We start from the raw sequence: 17,192 nt of genomic DNA, 5'->3' as shown, positions 1-17,192 counted from the left end.
ACATGGCTCACTCCATTCTCGTCGTCGATGATGATCCGCATATCCGCGACGTCGTGCGCTTCGCGTTCGAGAAGACGGGCATGGCGATCTCGATCGCGCAGGACGGCAAGGAGGCGCTGCGCCAGTTCGACCGCAACGTCCACGACCTCATCGTGCTCGACATCGGCATGCCGGAGATGGACGGCCTCGAAGTCTGCCGCGAGATCAGGAAAAGCGCGGATACGCCGATCCTGTTTCTGTCGGCCCGCGACGAGGAGATCGATCGCATCCTCGGGCTTGAGATCGGCGGCGACGATTATGTGACAAAACCGTTCAGTCCGCGCGAACTGGTCGCCAGGGTCAATGCGATCCTGCGGCGGGCGCGGAGCACTCCGGCGCCGGCGGTAACCAAAGCCATGAATCATGGCGGGCTCGCGATCGATGCGGACGCGCGCACCGCGAGCTTCCAGGGCACACAGGTCTCGCTGACGGCGCTCGAATTCTCGATCCTGCGCACGCTGCTGGCGCGGCCGGGATTCGTGTTCACGCGCGAATTGATCCTCGATGCGGCTTACGCCGGCAATATTCATGTCGCGGATCGCACCATCGACAGCCACGTCCGAAATATCCGCGCCAAGATGGCGGCGGCCGGCTGCGACAGCGTGATCGAGACCGTGCACGGCGTCGGCTTCAAGCTGGGCCGCTGCGAGGCCGCGCGTTGACCGAGGCCGCGAGTCCTGACGTCACAAGCAATATGCCCGGCCCGCGGCGCAAGTGGCGGCCAAGTCTCAGCCTCGTGGTCTTTCTGGTTCTGGCCAGCGTGCTGTCGCTGCCGCTGTTCAGCCTCTACTTTCTGAAAATCTACCAAAATCAATTGATCCAGCAGACCGAGTCCGAACTGATCGCGCAAAGTGCTGCTTTATCCGCCGTGTTCCAGCGCGAGGTCGAAACCTCGATTCCGCCAACTATCACGCTCGGGACAAAAGTCCCGCCCCCGCCGCAACAGCCGCCGGACGAACCGTATCAGCCGATCTGGCCGAAGCTCGAACTGGCCGAGGAGAGCATATTGCCGCCGCGGCCGGAAGCGCGCGCGCCTGCAGCACCAGCCGATCCTGCTTTCACAGCGCTCGGCGCGCGGATGATGCCGGATCTGGTCGCGACACAATACGTGACGCTCGCCGGGTTTCGGCTGCTCGATCCCAACGGCATCGTGATCGCCGGCCGCCAGGAAGTCGGGCTGTCGCTGGCGCATCTCGAGGAAGTCGCCGCGGCGCTGCAGGGACGCTTTGCCGCTATCTTGCGCGTGCGCATCTCCAAGCACGACCAGCCTTCGCTCTATTCGATGAGCCGGGGCACCGGCATGCGCGTCTTCACCGCGATGCCCGTGATCGTGCGCGACCAGGTTGCGGGCGTCGTCTATGCCTCGCGCACGCCCAGCAATGTCTTCATTTATCTTTATGAGCAGCGCGCCAAGGTCGTGCTTGCGATCCTGTCCATGATCGTGCCGACGCTTTTGATCGGCGTCCTGTTTCACCGTACCATCACCGAGCCGATGCGGGAACTGAATGAGCGCTCAAACCTGATCGGCAAGGGCGACCGCAACGCGCTTGGTCCGCTCAAGCGCCACGGCACCAGCGAATTCGCCCGCCTGGCGCAAAGCTTTCTCGATATGGCGCGGCGGCTGAACGCGCGATCGAGCTTCATCTCGACGTTTGCCACCCACGTCTCGCATGAACTGAAATCGCCGCTGACCTCGATCCAGGGCGCCGCCGAACTGCTGCGCGACGACATCGACGCGCCGGCGCCCGCCATGAGCGACCAGGACCGCCGCAAATTCCTCGACAATATCGTTGCCGACGCCGACCGGCTGGCGAAAATCTCCACCCGCTTGCGCGATTTTGCCCGCGCCGAAAACCCGATTGCGCTCGGCGCCGCAAAACTGTCTGCCGCGATCACCGGTTTGCGCGCGGCCTTTCCCTCGCTCGAGATTCGCGCCAGCGGCGAGTTGGATACGCCGATGCGCATATCGGAGGAAAATGCCGCCATTATTTTTGCCAATCTTGCCGACAACGCGGCGCGCCACGGCAGCACGACGCTCGATCTCGCAGCGACGCGGCAAGGCAATTTGCTGCGGGTGAAGATCGGCGACAACGGCGAAGGCGTCTCGCCCAACAACCGGACGCAAATCTTCGACAGTTTTTTCACGACGCGGCGCGACAGCGGCGGCACCGGCATGGGGCTGGCCATCGTGCGCGCCATGCTCGACGCCCATGGCGGCGCGATCCGCCTGCTCGATACCAAAGAGGGAACCGCGTTCGAGCTGACCATCCCGCTCGCCGACGCGCCGCCGGGATGATGAGCTACGCGCCCATGCTGGCGCGGGCCGAGATCAGATCATACCAGCGCTTCAAGGCCGTATGCTCGTCCGCGATCGGAAGGCCGGCCGCCTTGGTTGCGAAATCGACGGTGACGATCGCGGTAATGTCGGCGACCGAAAACGAGTCTCCGGCCACAAGCGGCACATCGGCGAGCCGGGTATTGAAATCGGCGTAGAAATTTATCACGCGCTTTCGGCTTCGCTCGATCAGCGCCGGGATCTGCTCATAGTCATGCGGTCCGGCGATGGCGCGGTTCTTGAGAGCGGGAACAGCGTTTCGAACCGCTTCCATCGCGGCCGCAAATCCTTCCAGTTCGGCGCGCCGCTCCCACATCGCAACCAGCGCCTTGTTCTTCGGTGTCACTCCGAGCAGTGGCGGCTCGGGATGGATTTCCTCGAGATAGCGCAGGATCGCCGGCACTTCGCCGATCGCGGTGCCGTCGTCCAAGACCAGCGTCGGAACGACCCGGCGCGGATTGATCGCGGCGTAGGCGTCCGAAAACTGCTCACGCGCGCCGAGATCGACCGGCACGATCGGCATCGAAATCCCCTTCTCCGCGAGAAAGATCCTCACCCGGCGGGAATTCGGCGACGCGTTTGATTGATAAAGCTTCATTGATGCCTCCCTGTGCGGCGATCAGAGTTTCGAGCCGCCGCCGACCTGGATGGTGTCGCCGGTGACCCAGCGCGCCGCATCGGACGCCACGAAGGCAATGACGTCGGCGACCTCGTCGGGATGCCCGATGCGCTGCAATGCCTGCATGCCGAGTGTGAACTGCCGGCCTTCGTCGGTTCTGGCGAATTTCGACATGTCGGTGTCGATCACGCCGGGCGCCACCGCATTGACGCGAATGCCGCGCGGGCCCAACAGCGCCGCAAAATGTTTCACCAGCGTATCGATCGCGCCCTTGGTGGCGGCGTAAGCCGGCAACAGGCCGACCGACGCCCGCGCCGCCAGCGACGACAAAAGCACGATGCTGGAACCCTCGCCGAACAGCGGCAGCAATTGCTGCACCAGGAAGAACGGCGCGCGGACGTTGACGGCGAACATGCGATCGAACTCCTCGACGCTCTGGTCCTCGATGGCAGCGGCGGTCGCGACGCCGGCATTGGCAACCAGGATATCGAGCTGACCAACGACGAGTTTGCGGACTTCCGCCGCCACCTTGTGCGCGCCATCGGGCGCGGCGAGATCGGCGGCCACCGCGTCTGCCCGCCCGCCGTCGGCGCGGATCTCCTTGACCAGCGCCTCCGCCTCCTCGGCGGCGTTGCGGTAGTGAACGATGACACGCGCACCGGCTGCGGCCAACGCGCGGGCGGTGGCGCGGCCGATGCCGCGCGATGCGCCGGTGACAAGAGCGGTTCTGCTGATGAGATCACTCATGGTAGCTTTCCATTCGGGATAAGAAATTGCTTACGCGGCGGTCTTGCCGCCGTTGACGTCGATGATCTGGCCGGTGATGAACGATGCCTTGGCCGAGCTTGCGAACACGATGGCGTCGGCGATCTCTTCCGGCCGGCCCGCGCGTTTCAACGGCACGCCTGCGACAAGGCCAGCCTTCCGCTCGGCGCTGCCGGTGAAGCGATCGAGCATCGCGGTCTCGACCGGGCCGGGCGCGACCGCGTTGACACGGACACCGAACGCGGCGGCTTCAAGGGCTGCGGATTTCGTCAATCCTTCGACGGCGTGCTTGCTGGCGGTATAGAGCGATGCGTTGGGCGCGCCGCGATGGCCCATGGACGACGACAGGTTGACGATGCTGCCGGCGCCCTGCGCCTGCATCACGCGCAATTCGTGCTTCATGCTCAAGAGCACGCCGAGCACATTGGTGTCGAAGGCGGCGGCAAAACTCTCCGCGGTCTGTTCGGTGACCGGGCCGGGCTTGCCTTCGGTGCCGGCATTGTTGACGGCGACGTCGAGACGGCCGAACCGCGCCACCGTCTTGTCGACCAGATTTTGCACCTCGCTCTCGTGGCGAACGTCGGCACGAACGAATTCCGCTTCCACGCCGAGCGCGCGCAATTCGGTGACAAGCCGCTGGCCTTCGTCATCGCGGCGGCCCGAAACGACAAGGCTGGCGCCGTCGCGGGCGAAGGCAGTCGCGGTGGCGCGGCCTATACCGGTGAGAGCGCCTGTGATCAGGACAATCTGATTGGTCATGAGACTTCTCCTTCGAGGTATGCCTGCTTGGCCTTGCCAGAAGTTTCGAAGCGGGGCGGATGAGTTGCCCTGACCGACGTTTTTGGCTGCCGTTGTGAGGGATGTAGATCGCGCTGGCGTTCAGGAGAAAGACTTTGTAGGGTCGGAGCCATACTTTTGAGGAATATCTCGCATGGAGCTTCGACACCTTCGTTACTTCGTCGCCGTGGCCGAGGAAGGCAGCCTGACGGTGGCCGCGCAAAAGCGGCTGCATACCGCGCAGCCATCGCTGAGCCGGCAGATCCACGATCTCGAACTGGAGCTCGGCGTTCAGCTATTGATCCGCGGGCCGCGCGGCATAGACCTGACCGCGGCGGGGCGGGTGTTCCTCGATCATGCGCGGGTGGCGCTGTTGCAGGTCGAGGCGGCCTCCGAGGCGGCGCGGCGGGCGGCGCAACCGGCGCGGACGTCTTTTGCGATCGGGTTTTTGACCGGCTACGAGATGGATTGGCTTCCGGCTGTCATGGGCATCCTGCGCGCCGAACTGCCCTCCACAGAAGTCGTCATCCACAGCCAGGATTCGCCCGATCTCGCGGCCGGTCTGATCCGCGGCAAGATCGACCTGGCTTTTTTGCGTCCGGAGAAGCAGGCGCCCGGTCTGAAGTTCAGGCTTTTGAGAAAGGACCCGCTGATCGTGCTGATGCCGCGCGATCACGCGCTGACCGCGCGCAACTCGATCCGTCCGCAGGACATCGCGGGGGAGACTTTTATCAGCGTATCCCCGCTTCGGGCGCCGACCGCGTGGACTGCCATCGATGATTATATCAAGCGCGTCGGCATCGCCCTGAAGCCTGACCATCAGGCCGAGAATCTGGCGATGGCGATTTCGCTGGTCGCCTCCACCGGCGGCGTCTGCTTGCTACCCCTGTATGCCCAAAACCTGCTGCCGGAGACGGTCGTCAGCCGGCCGATCCAGGGCGCGCAGCCGATGGTCGACCTCGTGATCGGCTACAACGAGGCCAACACGTCGCCGCTGTTGAAATTTCTCTTGTCCAAAGTCGATGAGCTGAAGTTTCGGGTATCAAAAGCCGAGTGACCATGCTTGACGGGTCGCCTCGAACGAGCGTAGCGCGGACGATGGACACAATTTCAAATCGCCTGCCGCCGGATCGCACGTCTCGGGCCATCTTGCCCGTCCGCGCCTGCCTTTGCCTGTCGATCATTATCTGCGGCCTCGCCTTGCGCGGATTAGGGCTTCGCCTCGGGCTGCCGGCGCTTTTCGTCAAATACGGCGGCTCCGTGCTGTGGGGGACCATGGTCTTCTTCCTGGTCGCGATCGCGGGTCCAAATCTGTCACGGCAGAGGATCGCTTTGATCTCAGCCGTGATCGCGATCTGCGTCGAACTGTTCCGGCTGGTTCACAGCCCCTGGCTCGATGCCTTTCGGCTGACGCTAGCGGGCGCGCTGCTGCTCGGCCGTATCTTCTCGCCATGGGACATGCTTGCCTACGGTGTCGGCATCGTTTTGGGCATGCTGCTCGACCGCGTTGGAACTTCTTCAGCGCAAAAGGCCCCTCACTCCGCGAGCTGAAACCGCTCGAACCGGTGCAGCTCCTCCTCGATGCGGCGCTTTAGCTCCTTCCGCGCGCCGGTCTTTTTGCCGTTCCCGACCCAGCTCCACTGCTGCACCAGCAATTTTTTGCTCTTGCGGTCGGTCTTGAGATCGAGCGCGGCGACGATGTTCTCGCCCACCACAACCGGCAGCGCGAAATAGCCGAACACGCGCTTTTCTTTCGGGACATAGGCCTCGAAACGATGTTCGTAGTCGAAGAACAGATGCGTGCGCTTGCGCTGGATGATCAGCGGATCGAACGGCGAGAGGATATGGACCAGCGCGCCAGCCTCGCCGCCGATACCTTCCAGCGTCGCGGGCTCGGCCCAATGCTCCTGCTTGCCCGCGCCGTCCAGCGCGACCGGCACCAGCTCGCCGCGGCGAAGGCGTGCGTCGATCAGGCGGCGGACCTGCGGCTTGCTCGGCGCGTCGAGATGGCAGATCGAATCGAGGCTGACGACGCCCTGGGCGCGCAGCGCGCGGTCGAGCAAGTAGCCGGCGAGCTCGCGCGGCGACGCGCCCTTTGGCGGCTCGTCCCAGCCGAAATGCCGGGCCATCAGCTCATAGGTTTTCAACATGCCGATGCGTTCGGAGATCGTGAGCCGGCCCTGGTAGAACAAAAGCTGCAGCGCCCGTTTCGACGGCTTGCGGCTCGCCCACAAATGCTCCTTGTCCACCAGCACGTCGTCGTCGATGTCGCGGATGGTCAGCGCGCCGTCACGCCGGATCAATCGCATGACCTTGCGCAAATCGGCCGGCTTGACCGACGCGAGCCATTTATGGCCTTCGCGCTGGTGGTGTTTCATGGCCGGAATGAAGAAGCGCAGGTCGTTTGTCGGCACGTAAGACAGCGCATGGGTCCAATATTCGAACACGCTTTTCTCGACACTCTGGGCCTGGCGCAGATCGGCGCGCTGGTAGGCCGGAATCCTGTTCCACAGAATATGGTGGTGAGAGCGCTCGATGACATTGATGGTGTCGATCTGGACATAGCCGAGATGGCCGACCGCGGCCGCGGTCGCCCGCGGTCCCTCGCCGAACGGCGCTTGCGAATCGAGCCGCTGCGCGCGCAACCAGATCCGCCGGGCTTGAATCTTGGTCAGGGGATGAAGTTTGATCGTAGTGGGCATCGCCCGGCAATGTAGCCGGATTCGCCGAAATCAAGCGGCAAAATTCTCCGGGCTCAGCGCTTGCCCTTCTCGCCGATACTCCCGGTCGCGGTGTCGGGCTCGCAGGCGGCCTTGCCGCGTTCGGTAGCCTGACATTTATAGACGGCGCCGGTTAAGCGGTCGATCAGCCACACATTGTCATCGTTCGGACTGTCCATCGCCATGAACCGCGTGGTGACGGAGGTGACCAGCGTCGACAGCAGAATCGCCGCGGCGATGATGACCGCGCCGAGCAGGATCGGCGCTGATAATCCCGAGCGATCCGGCATCACCGGCCGATACCCCTGATAGTCGCTTGGTCTTTTCGGTGACTGAAACAAGGCCCTGTTACGCCGCTGTCTTCTGTTGTTGTTCGCGAGCGATTTTCTTAAGCAAGCATCTGGCCGATTTGATGTTCGCAGATCGGCGCCGCGGCGACGGCTTTGCGACCGGGACCGCGGTCAGGAAACCACCAGTCGAGCAAGATTCGCAAGTGGCGCAAAAAAGGCGGCCCGCCATGCCGCCTTTCGCAAGATGTTTCATTCACCGCTCGAGTTTACCGGAACTCACCTGCGGAACAGCCCACCCATCATGCCGCCGAAGAAAGCACCGGGTCCGCCACCGCCGCCGCGAGAATAGTGACGGCCGCCGCCTCCGCCGCCGGAGTGGTGACCGGCGTGGTGCACCGGCTCGTCGTCGGAGGAATCATCGGAGGAAGCAACACGGCTCGACACGATCTCTGACTGCAGCGCCTTGAGCTGCAGCGCATTGACAAAACCGGTCTTGGGATAGCCGCGCGCGGCCTGCCAGCGGGTGATCACGGCGCGGGTGGTTTCATCGAACTTGCCGGTGACCTTGGTGTCGAAGCCGAGGCCGGTGAGGCGGCGCTGCACGTCGCGGCGCTGACCCTTGTCGAGGCCGAGCTGGTCTTCCGCGATCTGGTCGGCTTCCTCGGTGAAGGTTGCGGGATCGATCCCGGTGGTCAGGTTGCGGGTCGCGGTCGAGGGGCCGTCCTGCAGCGAAGCGATGCGGGCCAGCGCCAGCGACTTGAAGGTCCCGTTCGGATAGTTGGTGAGATAGGCGTTGAGTTCTTCCGGCTTGTTGGAGTCCTTGATCGAGCGCCAGAACTCGAGCTCAACTTCCGAGGCCGGACCGGTGGTGACGGCCGGCGTGTTCGGCGCCACGGCCGGCGTATCCGGAGTGGCAACCGGATTGAGATAGACCGAACCAATCAGGTTGGTGTGGCCCCAGGGCAATTGATTCTTGTTGGTCTCCTCGTTGACCTGGGCGCGGACCTTGGTCATGGCCTGCTGGATCTCGGCGCCCGGGGTTGCGATATTGGCGAGCAGCGCGCGGGTGAAGGGGCTGTTGGTGCCGACTTCGCCGTCTAGCGCGGTCTGTCCGGGACCGGTCGCGAAGGCGATCAGCGTGCCTTCGCCGGATTTCATTTCAGCGAGGCCCGATTCAACCGAGACGCTGCGGGTAGCCTTGGCGGAACGGATCCTCGCCGTGAACGGATTGTCGCGGCAGGCGTCGAAGAACACCAGCTTGACCTTGGCGTCCGCCATGGTCTGCTCCAGCGTGACATCGACATTGATGGCAGCGCCAAGCTTGACGTCCATTTCGGATTTGAGATCGGCGTCGACCGGCAACAGATAATTGCTGCCGTTAACGGCGATGCCGTGGCCGGCATAATAGAACAGCGCGATATCGGCGCCTTCGGCCTTCTTGCCGAACTCGAGCAACCGCTCCGTCATCTTGTCGCGGGTGAGGTTTGAGCCTTCGACGACGTCGAAACCGACATTGCGCAGAAGCTTTGCCATCGATTTGGCATCGACCGCCGGGTTCGGAAGCGGCGCCACGTTCTTATAGGCGCTGTTGCCAACCACGAAGGCGACGCGCTTGTCGGCCAAGGCCGCGTCGGCGCTGAACAGAAGTCCCGTCACTGACAGTGCTGCGATCAAGAAGCGCATGGTCCCTTCTCCCCTGATCCCGGTCCTCGATGTGTCTGGCCCGGAGGCCGACTGGTCGGGGCCAACATGATCAACTTTTCATGTACGAACTGTGATCTAGGTCACGTTGGGGATGGCGGCGCGGCTCCGTGATCGAACCGATTCGACGGACGTTGCGTTGGGGCAACCCGCCCCATCACGCTGCCGCGGATTTGAACGTGATACGCCCAGGTTTTCCGGCCTTCCGGTTGGGCTTCATGACAATCTCGATGTCTTGTTCGAACGCAGTGAGCATCTTCATCAGCCGTCCCACCGAATAATCGTCGAAATCGCCACGCAGGAGAAGTGACAGGTCGGGCTGATAGATGCCGATGAGTTTGGCTGCTTTCACTTGCGTAAGCCCGCGCTGTTTGATCAGTCGGTGCAGCTCACTCACGATGCTAGCCTTCAAGAGCCGCTCTTCGGAATTCGGCAGCCCCAGGTCGGCGAACACGTTACCACTACCTTCGTAAACTTCGGTTTTGCGTTTTGTCATGGCTTACTGCCTTTATTTTCGCTGGGCGCGGTAGTGATGTTCCGTATCACGCAGGCGCGACTTAATGAGCTCGATATCTTGCAAGGGTGTGGCGACGCCCTTTTTGGCCTTCTTCTGAAACGCGTGCAGCACGTAAACCACCTCGGCAAAACGCACGGTGTAAACCGCCCGGCACGTGTTGCCGTCGAAATCGTCGACCAACTCTAGAACAGCGCGGCCGCCGAATCCTTTCAGCGCCTTCGCGGCCGCGGGCTCATCGCCCTCCTGCACCATGAATAAACCGAAGCCCAACCGATTCTGCACCTTGGCCGGGAACCGCCTAAGGTCTTTGCGGCTGGAGCCAACAAAGAAACAGGGTTTCGGTTGGGGCCGTTCGGTCACCTGCGCAATATAGGGATATCCCTATACCTCGTCAAATGTTCCGGCGCACCTTGGGTGCGTGACCCAAATCACATTTATCTCGTTGAACCCGACGTATCGTCTCAGCATCAAAACGCCATCAGGCGTCACAGCGAGGATTAAGACAATGACCAGCTATCTCAGACTTTACGGTTTAAAAGCGATTACGCTCGGTGCCGCGCTGTCGATGACGGCGGGCCTTGCCATTGCCGGCGACAATAACGTCACGGCGGATCAAATCATTCACGCGCTGCAGCCGAAGCCGGTGACGCGCGGCCTGTCGATCGGCGCGCCGCAGGTGGACCCCTCGGTCAAAGCCAAGGAGATCAGCTTCCTGCAGACCGTGCGCGGCCGGAAGACCCGGTCGCTGTCGCTCGGCGAACGCGAAGAGATCGCCGAGATCGCCGCGACCAAGCCGAACATCGATCTCGATATCCAGTTCGACTACAACTCGGACAAGATCACCCAGACCTCGATGCCGTCGGTACAGGCGCTCGGCCAGGCGCTCACCAATGCCAACCTCAAGGGTTCGACCTTCGTGGTCGCCGGCCATACCGATGCGATCGGCGGCGACGCCTACAACCAGGATCTTTCGGAGCGCCGCGCCGAAACCATCAAGCGTTATCTGACCGAGAAATACGGCATCGCCGGCACCGATCTCGTCACCGTCGGCTATGGCAAGACCAAGCCGAAGGATCCGAACGCGCCGATGGACCCGATCAACCGCCGCGTTCAGGTCGTCAATATGGACACCAAGACCGCATCGAAGTGATTGACGAAAAACGCCTGCCCGCCTGCCGGCCACCGGCAGGCGGTTCTGGAAGACGCGTGCTCCGGACCAGCCGATCGTCAGGCGGATGGCTCGTTGGTCGAAACGCCTGACTTCATTTTGAACAGGGGATTTCCATGAAAAAATTCGCAATTGCCGCCGCAGTTCTCATGATCAGCGCCTCGGCGCACGCCGGCACCTTCACCTACGAAGGCGTCACCGTCCGCGTCCAGGACGGCTGCAGGTCGTCGTCATGCGTAACGGTCTACGCGCCCGGCTATGGCTATTACCACGGCGGACATCAGGCGAAGCTTCAGAAGGTCCACAAGGACACCTCGCGCTTTGCCGCCGCCAAGAAAGACGATGCCGCGGTTGCGCCGGCGACCGACGCGACCCCGGCCAAGGCACCGGATGCCACCGCTACCCCGGCCGCGCCTTCGTCCGACGCCGCCCCGGCGAAGTAAGAGACCGTCATTCCGGGGCGCGCGAAGCGCGAACCCGGAATCTCGAGATTACGGGTCCACGCGAAAACGCGTGTCCCGGAATGACGTCCCCCAAAAAACGGATGACCGCCATGAAACCCCATTGCACTGGCCTTGCCGTCGCAGCCCTGCTTGTGATCGGCGCTACGCTACCCGGCTATGCCGAAGACGCCGCCGCACCCGCGGCTGCCGCCGCACCGGCCGCGACGCAGACCGAGGCGCCGCCGCCGAGCGTGGCGCGTCCCTCGATCGCGCCGAAAACCGCCGAGCCGGCGTCAGCGCTGCCCGCCGACGAGCCGGCGCCGCGCCACCGGCGCTATGCCCATCGCCACTGGCGATACGGCTATTATCGCACCGCCTATTGGGAGCCGTTCCCGATCTTCTGGCCGCATCTCTACCGCAACCGGATTCACTGGAACCGGATCCCTTGGTTCAGCTTCTAGACGCCCGCGCTTGGCGAGCCATGCGAGGTCGCGGCCCATGATCGCGGCCTCAAATCCAGTTCTGGAAAAGCATCAGGCGGTTGAACGTATCCAACGACGTCCCCACAAAGCCAGCCGAGATCGGCAGCATTACCGCAAAGCCCGCGGCCGCCAGGGCGACAAAGGCCCATAACAGCCAGCGCGGGTTGTTGCCGCGCGTGAGCGCGTAGACCAGCGCGAGACTCGCAAGGGTCGCCGACGGCAGATAATAATAAAGGAATCCGAGCGTCCGCGGCAGCAGCGCCCATGCCAGATACGGGCCGAAATAAAACGACAGGATCAGGAACGCATCGGCGCGGCGGCTGACGACCCAGTCGCGCAGGCAGACCGCGAGCGCCGGCAAGGCCGGCCACAGCACCAGCGGATTGCCGAGAAAAACGATCGCCGCAATCCGGTCGTCGCCGACCTTCTCGAAGAGATACCAGACCGGCCGCAGCAGAAATGGCCAGGACGGCCACGCGCTCATGTAGGTGTGGCCGGCGATCGCGGTCGTGGTGTTATCGGAAAAGATCCGGCGCTGCGCTTCGACGAGGTCCGGAAGCGACAAGCCGTAGAGCGGAACGAAGGTCGCGAAATAAACCAGCGCAGGGATCAGCACGAAGCACGCCGCGAAATGATAAAATCGAAAACCGGGCCATAGATCCGGTCGGTACCAGTCGAGCGCGTTGCCATCGGCAAACCGCGCGCGCCAGCTCTGCATCAGGCGGATCGCCGCGACGATGACGATAGAGGTCGCGAGCGCGAACAGCCCGCTCCATTTGCAGGCGGCCGCAAGGCCGAAGCCGATGCCCGCGAGCGCGAAGCTATGTTGCGGGTGCGATTTCCGGAAGCCGTGGATGAACGCCGCAATGGCCAACAGGCTGAAGGCGAGCGCGAAAATATCCAGCATCGCGATCCGCGACTGCACGAACACCATCTGGTTGAAGAAGGCGAGTAGCGCCGCGGCAATAGCCGGGCCTCGCGCGGCAAACAGCGCGAGACCACAGAGATAAATCGCGACGATCGCGAGCGATCCGAACAGCACCGCCGGATAGCGCCAGCCGAGCGGCCCATCGCCGAAGCTCCGGATTGACAATGCGATCAGCTGTTTTGCCAACGGCGGATGCATCGGATTGAGCATCGGCTCGGACATCACCGGTTCGAGCATCTGCCGCGCGGCCGGCACATAATGTACTTCGTCGAAATAGAATTTATCCGGCGTGGTCGCGCCGGCCAGCAGAGCAACATGCGCGACCAAGAAAATTATGGCGACAATAAGGACGGTCTGCGCGGTCGAAATTTTGGGAATAGAGGGTACGCGTTCGGTGTTCACGGTTCGATGGCGTTGCATTTGATCGAGTCTGCGCGGGACAAAATTTCGAGTCCATCGCATTGAACGCATTTCGCGTTCGCGGTCACTAACCATCGGGCTTGTAAGGCGCGGCTTGTGATAAATTTACAACATCGCAGGCAGTGCCGATCCGGGACGGTGACGGGATGAATCGATCGGCAATGAAATGAACTTGCGTCACTGCGTTGTTTCTCTCGCCGCGCTTTGCCTCATTGCAGGGCTTGCGGCAAGTCCCGCTCACGCGCAGGCGCGGGTCGGCGAAGCGGTCATCATCAAGAATGAAGTCGTCAGCGTCGCAGGATCTGCGACCAACCCGATCAATGTCGGCGACGGCGTGCTGCGCGACGAGGTCGTGCGCACCGGCGCCGACAGCGCGGCGCGGCTGGTGATGGCCGACAGCACTAATCTGTCGCTCGGCCCCAGTGCGACGATCACGCTCGACCGCACCGTTTTCAACGACGAGCACAGCTATCGCGACATCGCTATCAGGCTGACGACCGGCGCGTTTCGCTTCGTCACCGGGCACTCGGAGAAGACCGCCTACAAGATCACCACGCCATTGGCGACCATCGGTGTGCGCGGCACCATCCTCGATATTCTGTCGCGGCGCGGCACGACCATGGTGGGGCTGCTGGAGGGCGCCTCGCTGGTCTGCGCGATCGGCGGTCCATGTATCGACCTGACCCAGCCCGGCGATACCGCTGTGATCACCTCGACCGGCGGCCGGGTGACGATCCGCAAGACCAATAGCCCGCCATGGACCTTCGCCTCGACCTGCGCCGCGGCCGCCGGGCTTTGCACCATCACGGACTTTGCCGATGCCACGCCCGCGCCCGCGGTGACCCCGCCGGTCGATGACGGCAACGATCCTAACGGCGCGTTGTGTGGGCGTTGACAATGGCGAAATTCCCAACAATCGGCTTGATCGTATCGGCCGCGCTGACGGCGGCGATCTCGCTTGTGCTGGTCGGGGTGCAAGTGGCTCCGGCGGCGGCGCAATTTTGTGCTGCGGGTCCCTGCCCGCAGTCCATTCCGTCGCCGACGCCGAAGGCAATCTGTAACAGCGACCACCCGTGTCCAACGCCGAGTCCCACGCCGGCCACCTCGCCTTCTCCGACACCAACGCCTACACCGACGCCAACACCGTCACCGTCGCCAACGCCGACCGGCGCGGGCTCCAGCGGCGGATCGCTCGGCGGACTGGCCAATCAGCGCTTCAACCAGATGATCACCAATCAGGTGCTCGGCAACGTACTGTTGGGCGTCAACGAACAGATCAACTGCAGCGACTGCATCAGCGCGTTCGGCTCCGCGGGATCGTTCTCGGCCGGTGTGCACGGCCGCAAGGAATTGACACCCAATTTGTCGCTGCTGGCCGGCATCGCCTACACCCAATACAGCGAGGGCGGATACAGCGTGACCAGCGCGCCGATCGGCGCTTTCGCGCTGCGCTATGATTTCGTCGACTGGGGATCGTCACGGCCATTCTTCGACATCGGCGCTATCCTGTCGCCGTTCGAGAAGGTGCGCTATAGCCGCAGCTATATGACAAGCTTCGGCCCGGTTTCGCTGGTAAGCTCAACCAACAGCAGCGACTATGGCGTGTACGGGAGAGCGGGCTGGATCACGCGAATTTCGCCGCGCGACGAACTCGCCGCCTCGATCGAGGTCTGGCAGTTGTGGCAGCGGGTCAGCGGATACACCGACCCGATGGCCGCGTTCAATCCGTACAACGCCTCGATCGCGACCGGGACCGATCGGACCAACCTGGTCAAAATCGGCGGCCAGTGGACGCATCTGTTGACCAACAGCATCGAGGGCAACATCAACGGCCGGTTCGTGCAGTCGTTTGCGAACCACTCCGGCATTGTCGCGACCGTGACCGGTGACGGCCTCGTGGTGCCGACGATCGGAAACCAGAGCTGGTTCGAATATGGCGGCCGGCTCGGCTTCCGCATTGCCAATGGCTGGGTCGCCGACCTCTTCATCGACGGGACGCTAGGCCCCCAACCGGTCGGCAACACCATCCATGGCGGCGTCGGACTGCGCGTGAATTATTAGCGGCCGGCCGCTCCAGCCTCCGTTCATTTTCGCAAAGACCAATCGCGATTCCGTTCCCTGCTGATCGCGGCAACCGGCATCACAAGATGTTGCCGGGATATCTCACCGCCGCGCCGCATTCGATTTCCAAACCATGCAAATATCAATGCGCATCTGCGGCGGCGCGCGTTGGCTCCCCGGTATTGCGCACAGCCCACCATCAGGAGCGGACAATGGCACAGACGGTCGCGGGTCAACTGGTCGGTGTGCTCGAACAGGTCGGTGTCAAGCACATCTTCGGATTGGTCGGCGATTCCCTCAATCCGCTGGCGGACGCGGTACGGCGCAGCCAGATCGAATGGATCGGCGTCCGCCACGAGGAAGGCGCCGCGCTCGCCGCCGCCGGCCAGGCAAAACTCACCGGGCGGCTTGCGGTTTGCGCCGGCACCACCGGCCCCGGCAGCAATCATCTGGTGGCGGGGCTCTATGAAGCGAGCCGCGACCACGCGCCGGTGCTGGCGCTGTCCGGCGACATGCCGCGCAAGATGCACGGCACGGATTTCATCCAGACCACCGAACCCGACCTGCTGTTTCGCGACGTCTCGCTGTACACCGAAACCATCTCGACCGCGGAGCAGGTGCCGGCCGTCATTCATCAGGCGATCGCGGCCGCCTATGCCGGCCCCGGCGTCGCGCATCTGACGCTGCCGCAGGACGTGCTCTCGGCCAAGGCCGAGGGGACTGTATCGAGCGTCGCGACGCTGCGGCCGCGATCCGAATTCGCCGCCGCCACCGGCGACATCGCCCAGATCACCCAGCGCATCGACCGCGCGGGCAGCGTCGTCATCATGTGCGGCGCCGGATGCCGCGATGCCGCCGACCTGCTTCGCGCCTTGTCGGACCGGCTCAAGGCGCCGCTGATTCATACCTTCAGAGGCAAGGAATTGATGGCCTATGACGATCCGCACTGGATGGGCGGGCTCGGCATGATCGGCACCAGGGCCGTCTACAACGCCGTACAACATTGCGACCTGCTATTGATGATCGGCACGGATTATCCCTACTCCAATTTCCTGCCGAGCAAAGGCAATGTGATCCAGATCGACGAACGGCCGCAGGTGCTGGGACGGCGCGCGCCGACGGCGCTCGGCGTCGCCGGTTCGGCGCGCCCGACCCTAAAACTTCTGCTCGAACGCGTCGCGCCCAAGGCCGACGGCAGGTTCTGGGACAAGGTGACCCATGAGCGCCGGAGGTGGGACGAGATGCTCGACAAGCAGGCTAATCCGGCGCGCGACAACGACCGCATCCATCCGCAAGCGGTCGCCCGCGCCGTCAGCGATGCGGCCCGCCGCGACGCGATCTTCGTTCTCGATACCGGCTTGAACACGCTGTGGTCGGCGAACTGGATCCGGCAGACCGGATCGCAGCCGATTATCGCCTCGTTCAACAATGCCGCCGTCGGCACCGCGCTCGGTCAGGCCAACGGCGTGCAGCTGCTGGATCGCTCCCGCCAGGTGATTGCGCTAGTCGGAGACGGCGGCTTCAACATGCTGATGGGTGAATTCATGACTGCGGTACATCACGGACTGCCGGTCAAAGTCGTCGTCTATAACAATTCGGCGCTCGGACTGATTACGCTCGAGGCCGAGAGCGTCGGCATCGTGCCCTACCGCGAGGCCATCGAATTCCCAAATCCCGACTTCGCCGCCCTGGCGCGGGCCTGCGGCGGTCACGGCTTTGCCGCGCGCGAGCCGGGTCAATTGAGAGACGCGGTGAGCGAAGCTCTCGCCGTCGACGGACCGGCGATTGTCGATGCCGTTGTGGCCGCCGACGAGATGCCGAACATGCCGCATGTCGAACTCGAGCAGATCGGGCATTACGCCGTGGCCAAGATCAAGGAAGCCGTGCTCGCCGTCACCGGCGGGTGACGGCGTCCGGTGCGCTTTCC

Annotated in this window: 19 protein-coding genes; 10 read left to right on the top strand and 9 right to left on the bottom strand. The window is 63.3% G+C overall.

Annotation, left to right across the window (positions count from 1 at the left end; genetic code table 11):
• Positions 1-2 precede the first annotated feature (2 nt).
• Positions 3-701 (top strand): response regulator transcription factor, encoded by a 699-nt coding sequence (locus B5526_RS27100; RefSeq protein ID WP_079545461.1) that lies wholly within the window; start codon positions 3-5, stop codon positions 699-701.
• Positions 698-2,335, top strand: a complete 1,638-nt coding sequence (locus tag B5526_RS27095; RefSeq protein WP_349642747.1) for a sensor histidine kinase — start codon at positions 698-700, stop codon at positions 2,333-2,335. The genes B5526_RS27100 and B5526_RS27095 overlap by 4 nt, the downstream gene beginning before the upstream one ends.
• Positions 2,336-2,339: 4 nt before the next feature.
• Here the strand turns inward: B5526_RS27095 and B5526_RS27090 are convergent, their stop codons facing one another.
• The 3 genes from B5526_RS27090 to B5526_RS27080 are packed head-to-tail and all read right to left on the bottom strand — an operon-like array spanning position 2,340 to position 4,517.
• Positions 2,340-2,972 (bottom strand): glutathione S-transferase family protein, encoded by a 633-nt coding sequence (locus B5526_RS27090; RefSeq protein WP_079542862.1) that lies wholly within the window; start codon positions 2,970-2,972, stop codon positions 2,340-2,342.
• 21 nt (positions 2,973-2,993) lie between these two features.
• The gene (locus B5526_RS27085; RefSeq protein ID WP_079542861.1) at positions 2,994-3,740 is read right to left on the bottom strand and encodes an SDR family NAD(P)-dependent oxidoreductase; all 747 of its coding nucleotides are present in this window, start codon (positions 3,738-3,740) and stop codon (positions 2,994-2,996) included.
• Between the two features lie 30 nt (positions 3,741-3,770).
• Positions 3,771-4,517, bottom strand: coding sequence for an SDR family NAD(P)-dependent oxidoreductase (locus tag B5526_RS27080; protein ID WP_079542860.1), 747 nt, complete (start codon positions 4,515-4,517; stop codon positions 3,771-3,773).
• 172 nt (positions 4,518-4,689) lie between these two features.
• Between B5526_RS27080 and B5526_RS27075 the strand changes: the two genes are divergently transcribed.
• Both B5526_RS27075 and B5526_RS27070 read left to right on the top strand, forming a co-directional pair.
• Positions 4,690-5,592, top strand: coding sequence for a LysR substrate-binding domain-containing protein (locus tag B5526_RS27075; RefSeq protein ID WP_079542859.1), 903 nt, complete (start codon positions 4,690-4,692; stop codon positions 5,590-5,592).
• Between the two features lie 41 nt (positions 5,593-5,633).
• The gene (locus B5526_RS27070; RefSeq protein ID WP_079542858.1) at positions 5,634-6,086 is read left to right on the top strand and encodes a DUF2809 domain-containing protein; all 453 of its coding nucleotides are present in this window, start codon (positions 5,634-5,636) and stop codon (positions 6,084-6,086) included.
• Here the strand turns inward: B5526_RS27070 and B5526_RS27065 are convergent.
• The 5 genes from B5526_RS27065 to B5526_RS27045 all read right to left on the bottom strand — a co-directional run bounded on the left by B5526_RS27065 (position 6,071) and on the right by B5526_RS27045 (position 10,123).
• Complete coding sequence (locus tag B5526_RS27065) at positions 6,071-7,237, bottom strand: winged helix-turn-helix domain-containing protein (protein WP_079542857.1); 1,167 nt, start codon at positions 7,235-7,237, stop codon at positions 6,071-6,073. The two genes, B5526_RS27070 and B5526_RS27065, sit on opposite strands and share 16 nt — an antisense overlap.
• Positions 7,238-7,290: 53 nt before the next feature.
• Entirely contained in the window at positions 7,291-7,545 is a 255-nt protein-coding gene (locus tag B5526_RS27060) for a hypothetical protein (protein WP_079542856.1), read from the bottom strand.
• Positions 7,546-7,821: 276 nt separating this feature from the next.
• A complete protein-coding gene (locus B5526_RS27055; protein ID WP_079542855.1) occupies positions 7,822-9,228 on the bottom strand; it encodes a caspase family protein in 1,407 nt (468 codons plus the stop codon).
• Between the two features lie 175 nt (positions 9,229-9,403).
• Positions 9,404-9,742, bottom strand: a complete 339-nt coding sequence (locus B5526_RS27050; RefSeq protein WP_172842116.1) for a helix-turn-helix domain-containing protein — start codon at positions 9,740-9,742, stop codon at positions 9,404-9,406.
• 12 nt (positions 9,743-9,754) lie between these two features.
• Entirely contained in the window at positions 9,755-10,123 is a 369-nt protein-coding gene (locus B5526_RS27045) for a type II toxin-antitoxin system RelE/ParE family toxin (protein ID WP_079542853.1), read from the bottom strand.
• A gap of 145 nt (positions 10,124-10,268) precedes the next feature.
• On the opposite strand from B5526_RS27045, the gene B5526_RS27040 reads away from it, so the two are divergent.
• The 3 genes from B5526_RS27040 (at position 10,269) to B5526_RS27030 (ending at position 11,835) form a co-directional block, all read left to right on the top strand.
• A complete protein-coding gene (locus tag B5526_RS27040) occupies positions 10,269-10,913 on the top strand; it encodes an OmpA family protein (RefSeq protein ID WP_079542852.1) in 645 nt (214 codons plus the stop codon).
• Between the two features lie 134 nt (positions 10,914-11,047).
• Positions 11,048-11,374, top strand: coding sequence for a hypothetical protein (locus B5526_RS27035; protein ID WP_079542851.1), 327 nt, complete (start codon positions 11,048-11,050; stop codon positions 11,372-11,374).
• A gap of 110 nt (positions 11,375-11,484) precedes the next feature.
• Positions 11,485-11,835 (top strand): hypothetical protein, encoded by a 351-nt coding sequence (locus tag B5526_RS27030; protein ID WP_154071476.1) that lies wholly within the window; start codon positions 11,485-11,487, stop codon positions 11,833-11,835.
• A gap of 49 nt (positions 11,836-11,884) precedes the next feature.
• On the opposite strand, the gene B5526_RS27025 is transcribed toward B5526_RS27030, so the two are convergent.
• Positions 11,885-13,204 (bottom strand): phospholipid carrier-dependent glycosyltransferase, encoded by a 1,320-nt coding sequence (locus tag B5526_RS27025; protein WP_244562069.1) that lies wholly within the window; start codon positions 13,202-13,204, stop codon positions 11,885-11,887.
• 166 nt (positions 13,205-13,370) lie between these two features.
• Between B5526_RS27025 and B5526_RS27020 the strand changes: the two genes are divergently transcribed.
• The 3 genes from B5526_RS27020 (at position 13,371) to B5526_RS27010 (ending at position 17,172) form a co-directional block, all read left to right on the top strand.
• On the top strand, positions 13,371-14,099 hold the full coding sequence (locus B5526_RS27020; RefSeq protein WP_079542848.1) for a FecR family protein: 729 nt from the start codon (positions 13,371-13,373) through the stop codon (positions 14,097-14,099).
• A 2-nt stretch (positions 14,100-14,101) separates the two neighbouring features.
• Entirely contained in the window at positions 14,102-15,265 is a 1,164-nt protein-coding gene (locus B5526_RS27015) for a hypothetical protein (protein ID WP_079542847.1), read from the top strand.
• Positions 15,266-15,477: 212 nt separating this feature from the next.
• Positions 15,478-17,172: a thiamine pyrophosphate-dependent enzyme gene (locus B5526_RS27010; RefSeq protein ID WP_079545459.1), complete on the top strand. Its 1,695-nt coding sequence runs from the start codon at positions 15,478-15,480 to the stop codon at positions 17,170-17,172.
• Positions 17,173-17,192 lie beyond the last annotated feature (20 nt).

This window comes from Bradyrhizobium lablabi, from assembly GCF_900141755.1.
Taxonomy (GTDB): Bacteria; Pseudomonadota; Alphaproteobacteria; order Rhizobiales; family Xanthobacteraceae; genus Bradyrhizobium; species Bradyrhizobium lablabi_A.
This window is presented reverse-complemented; position numbering and strand designations above follow the sequence as displayed.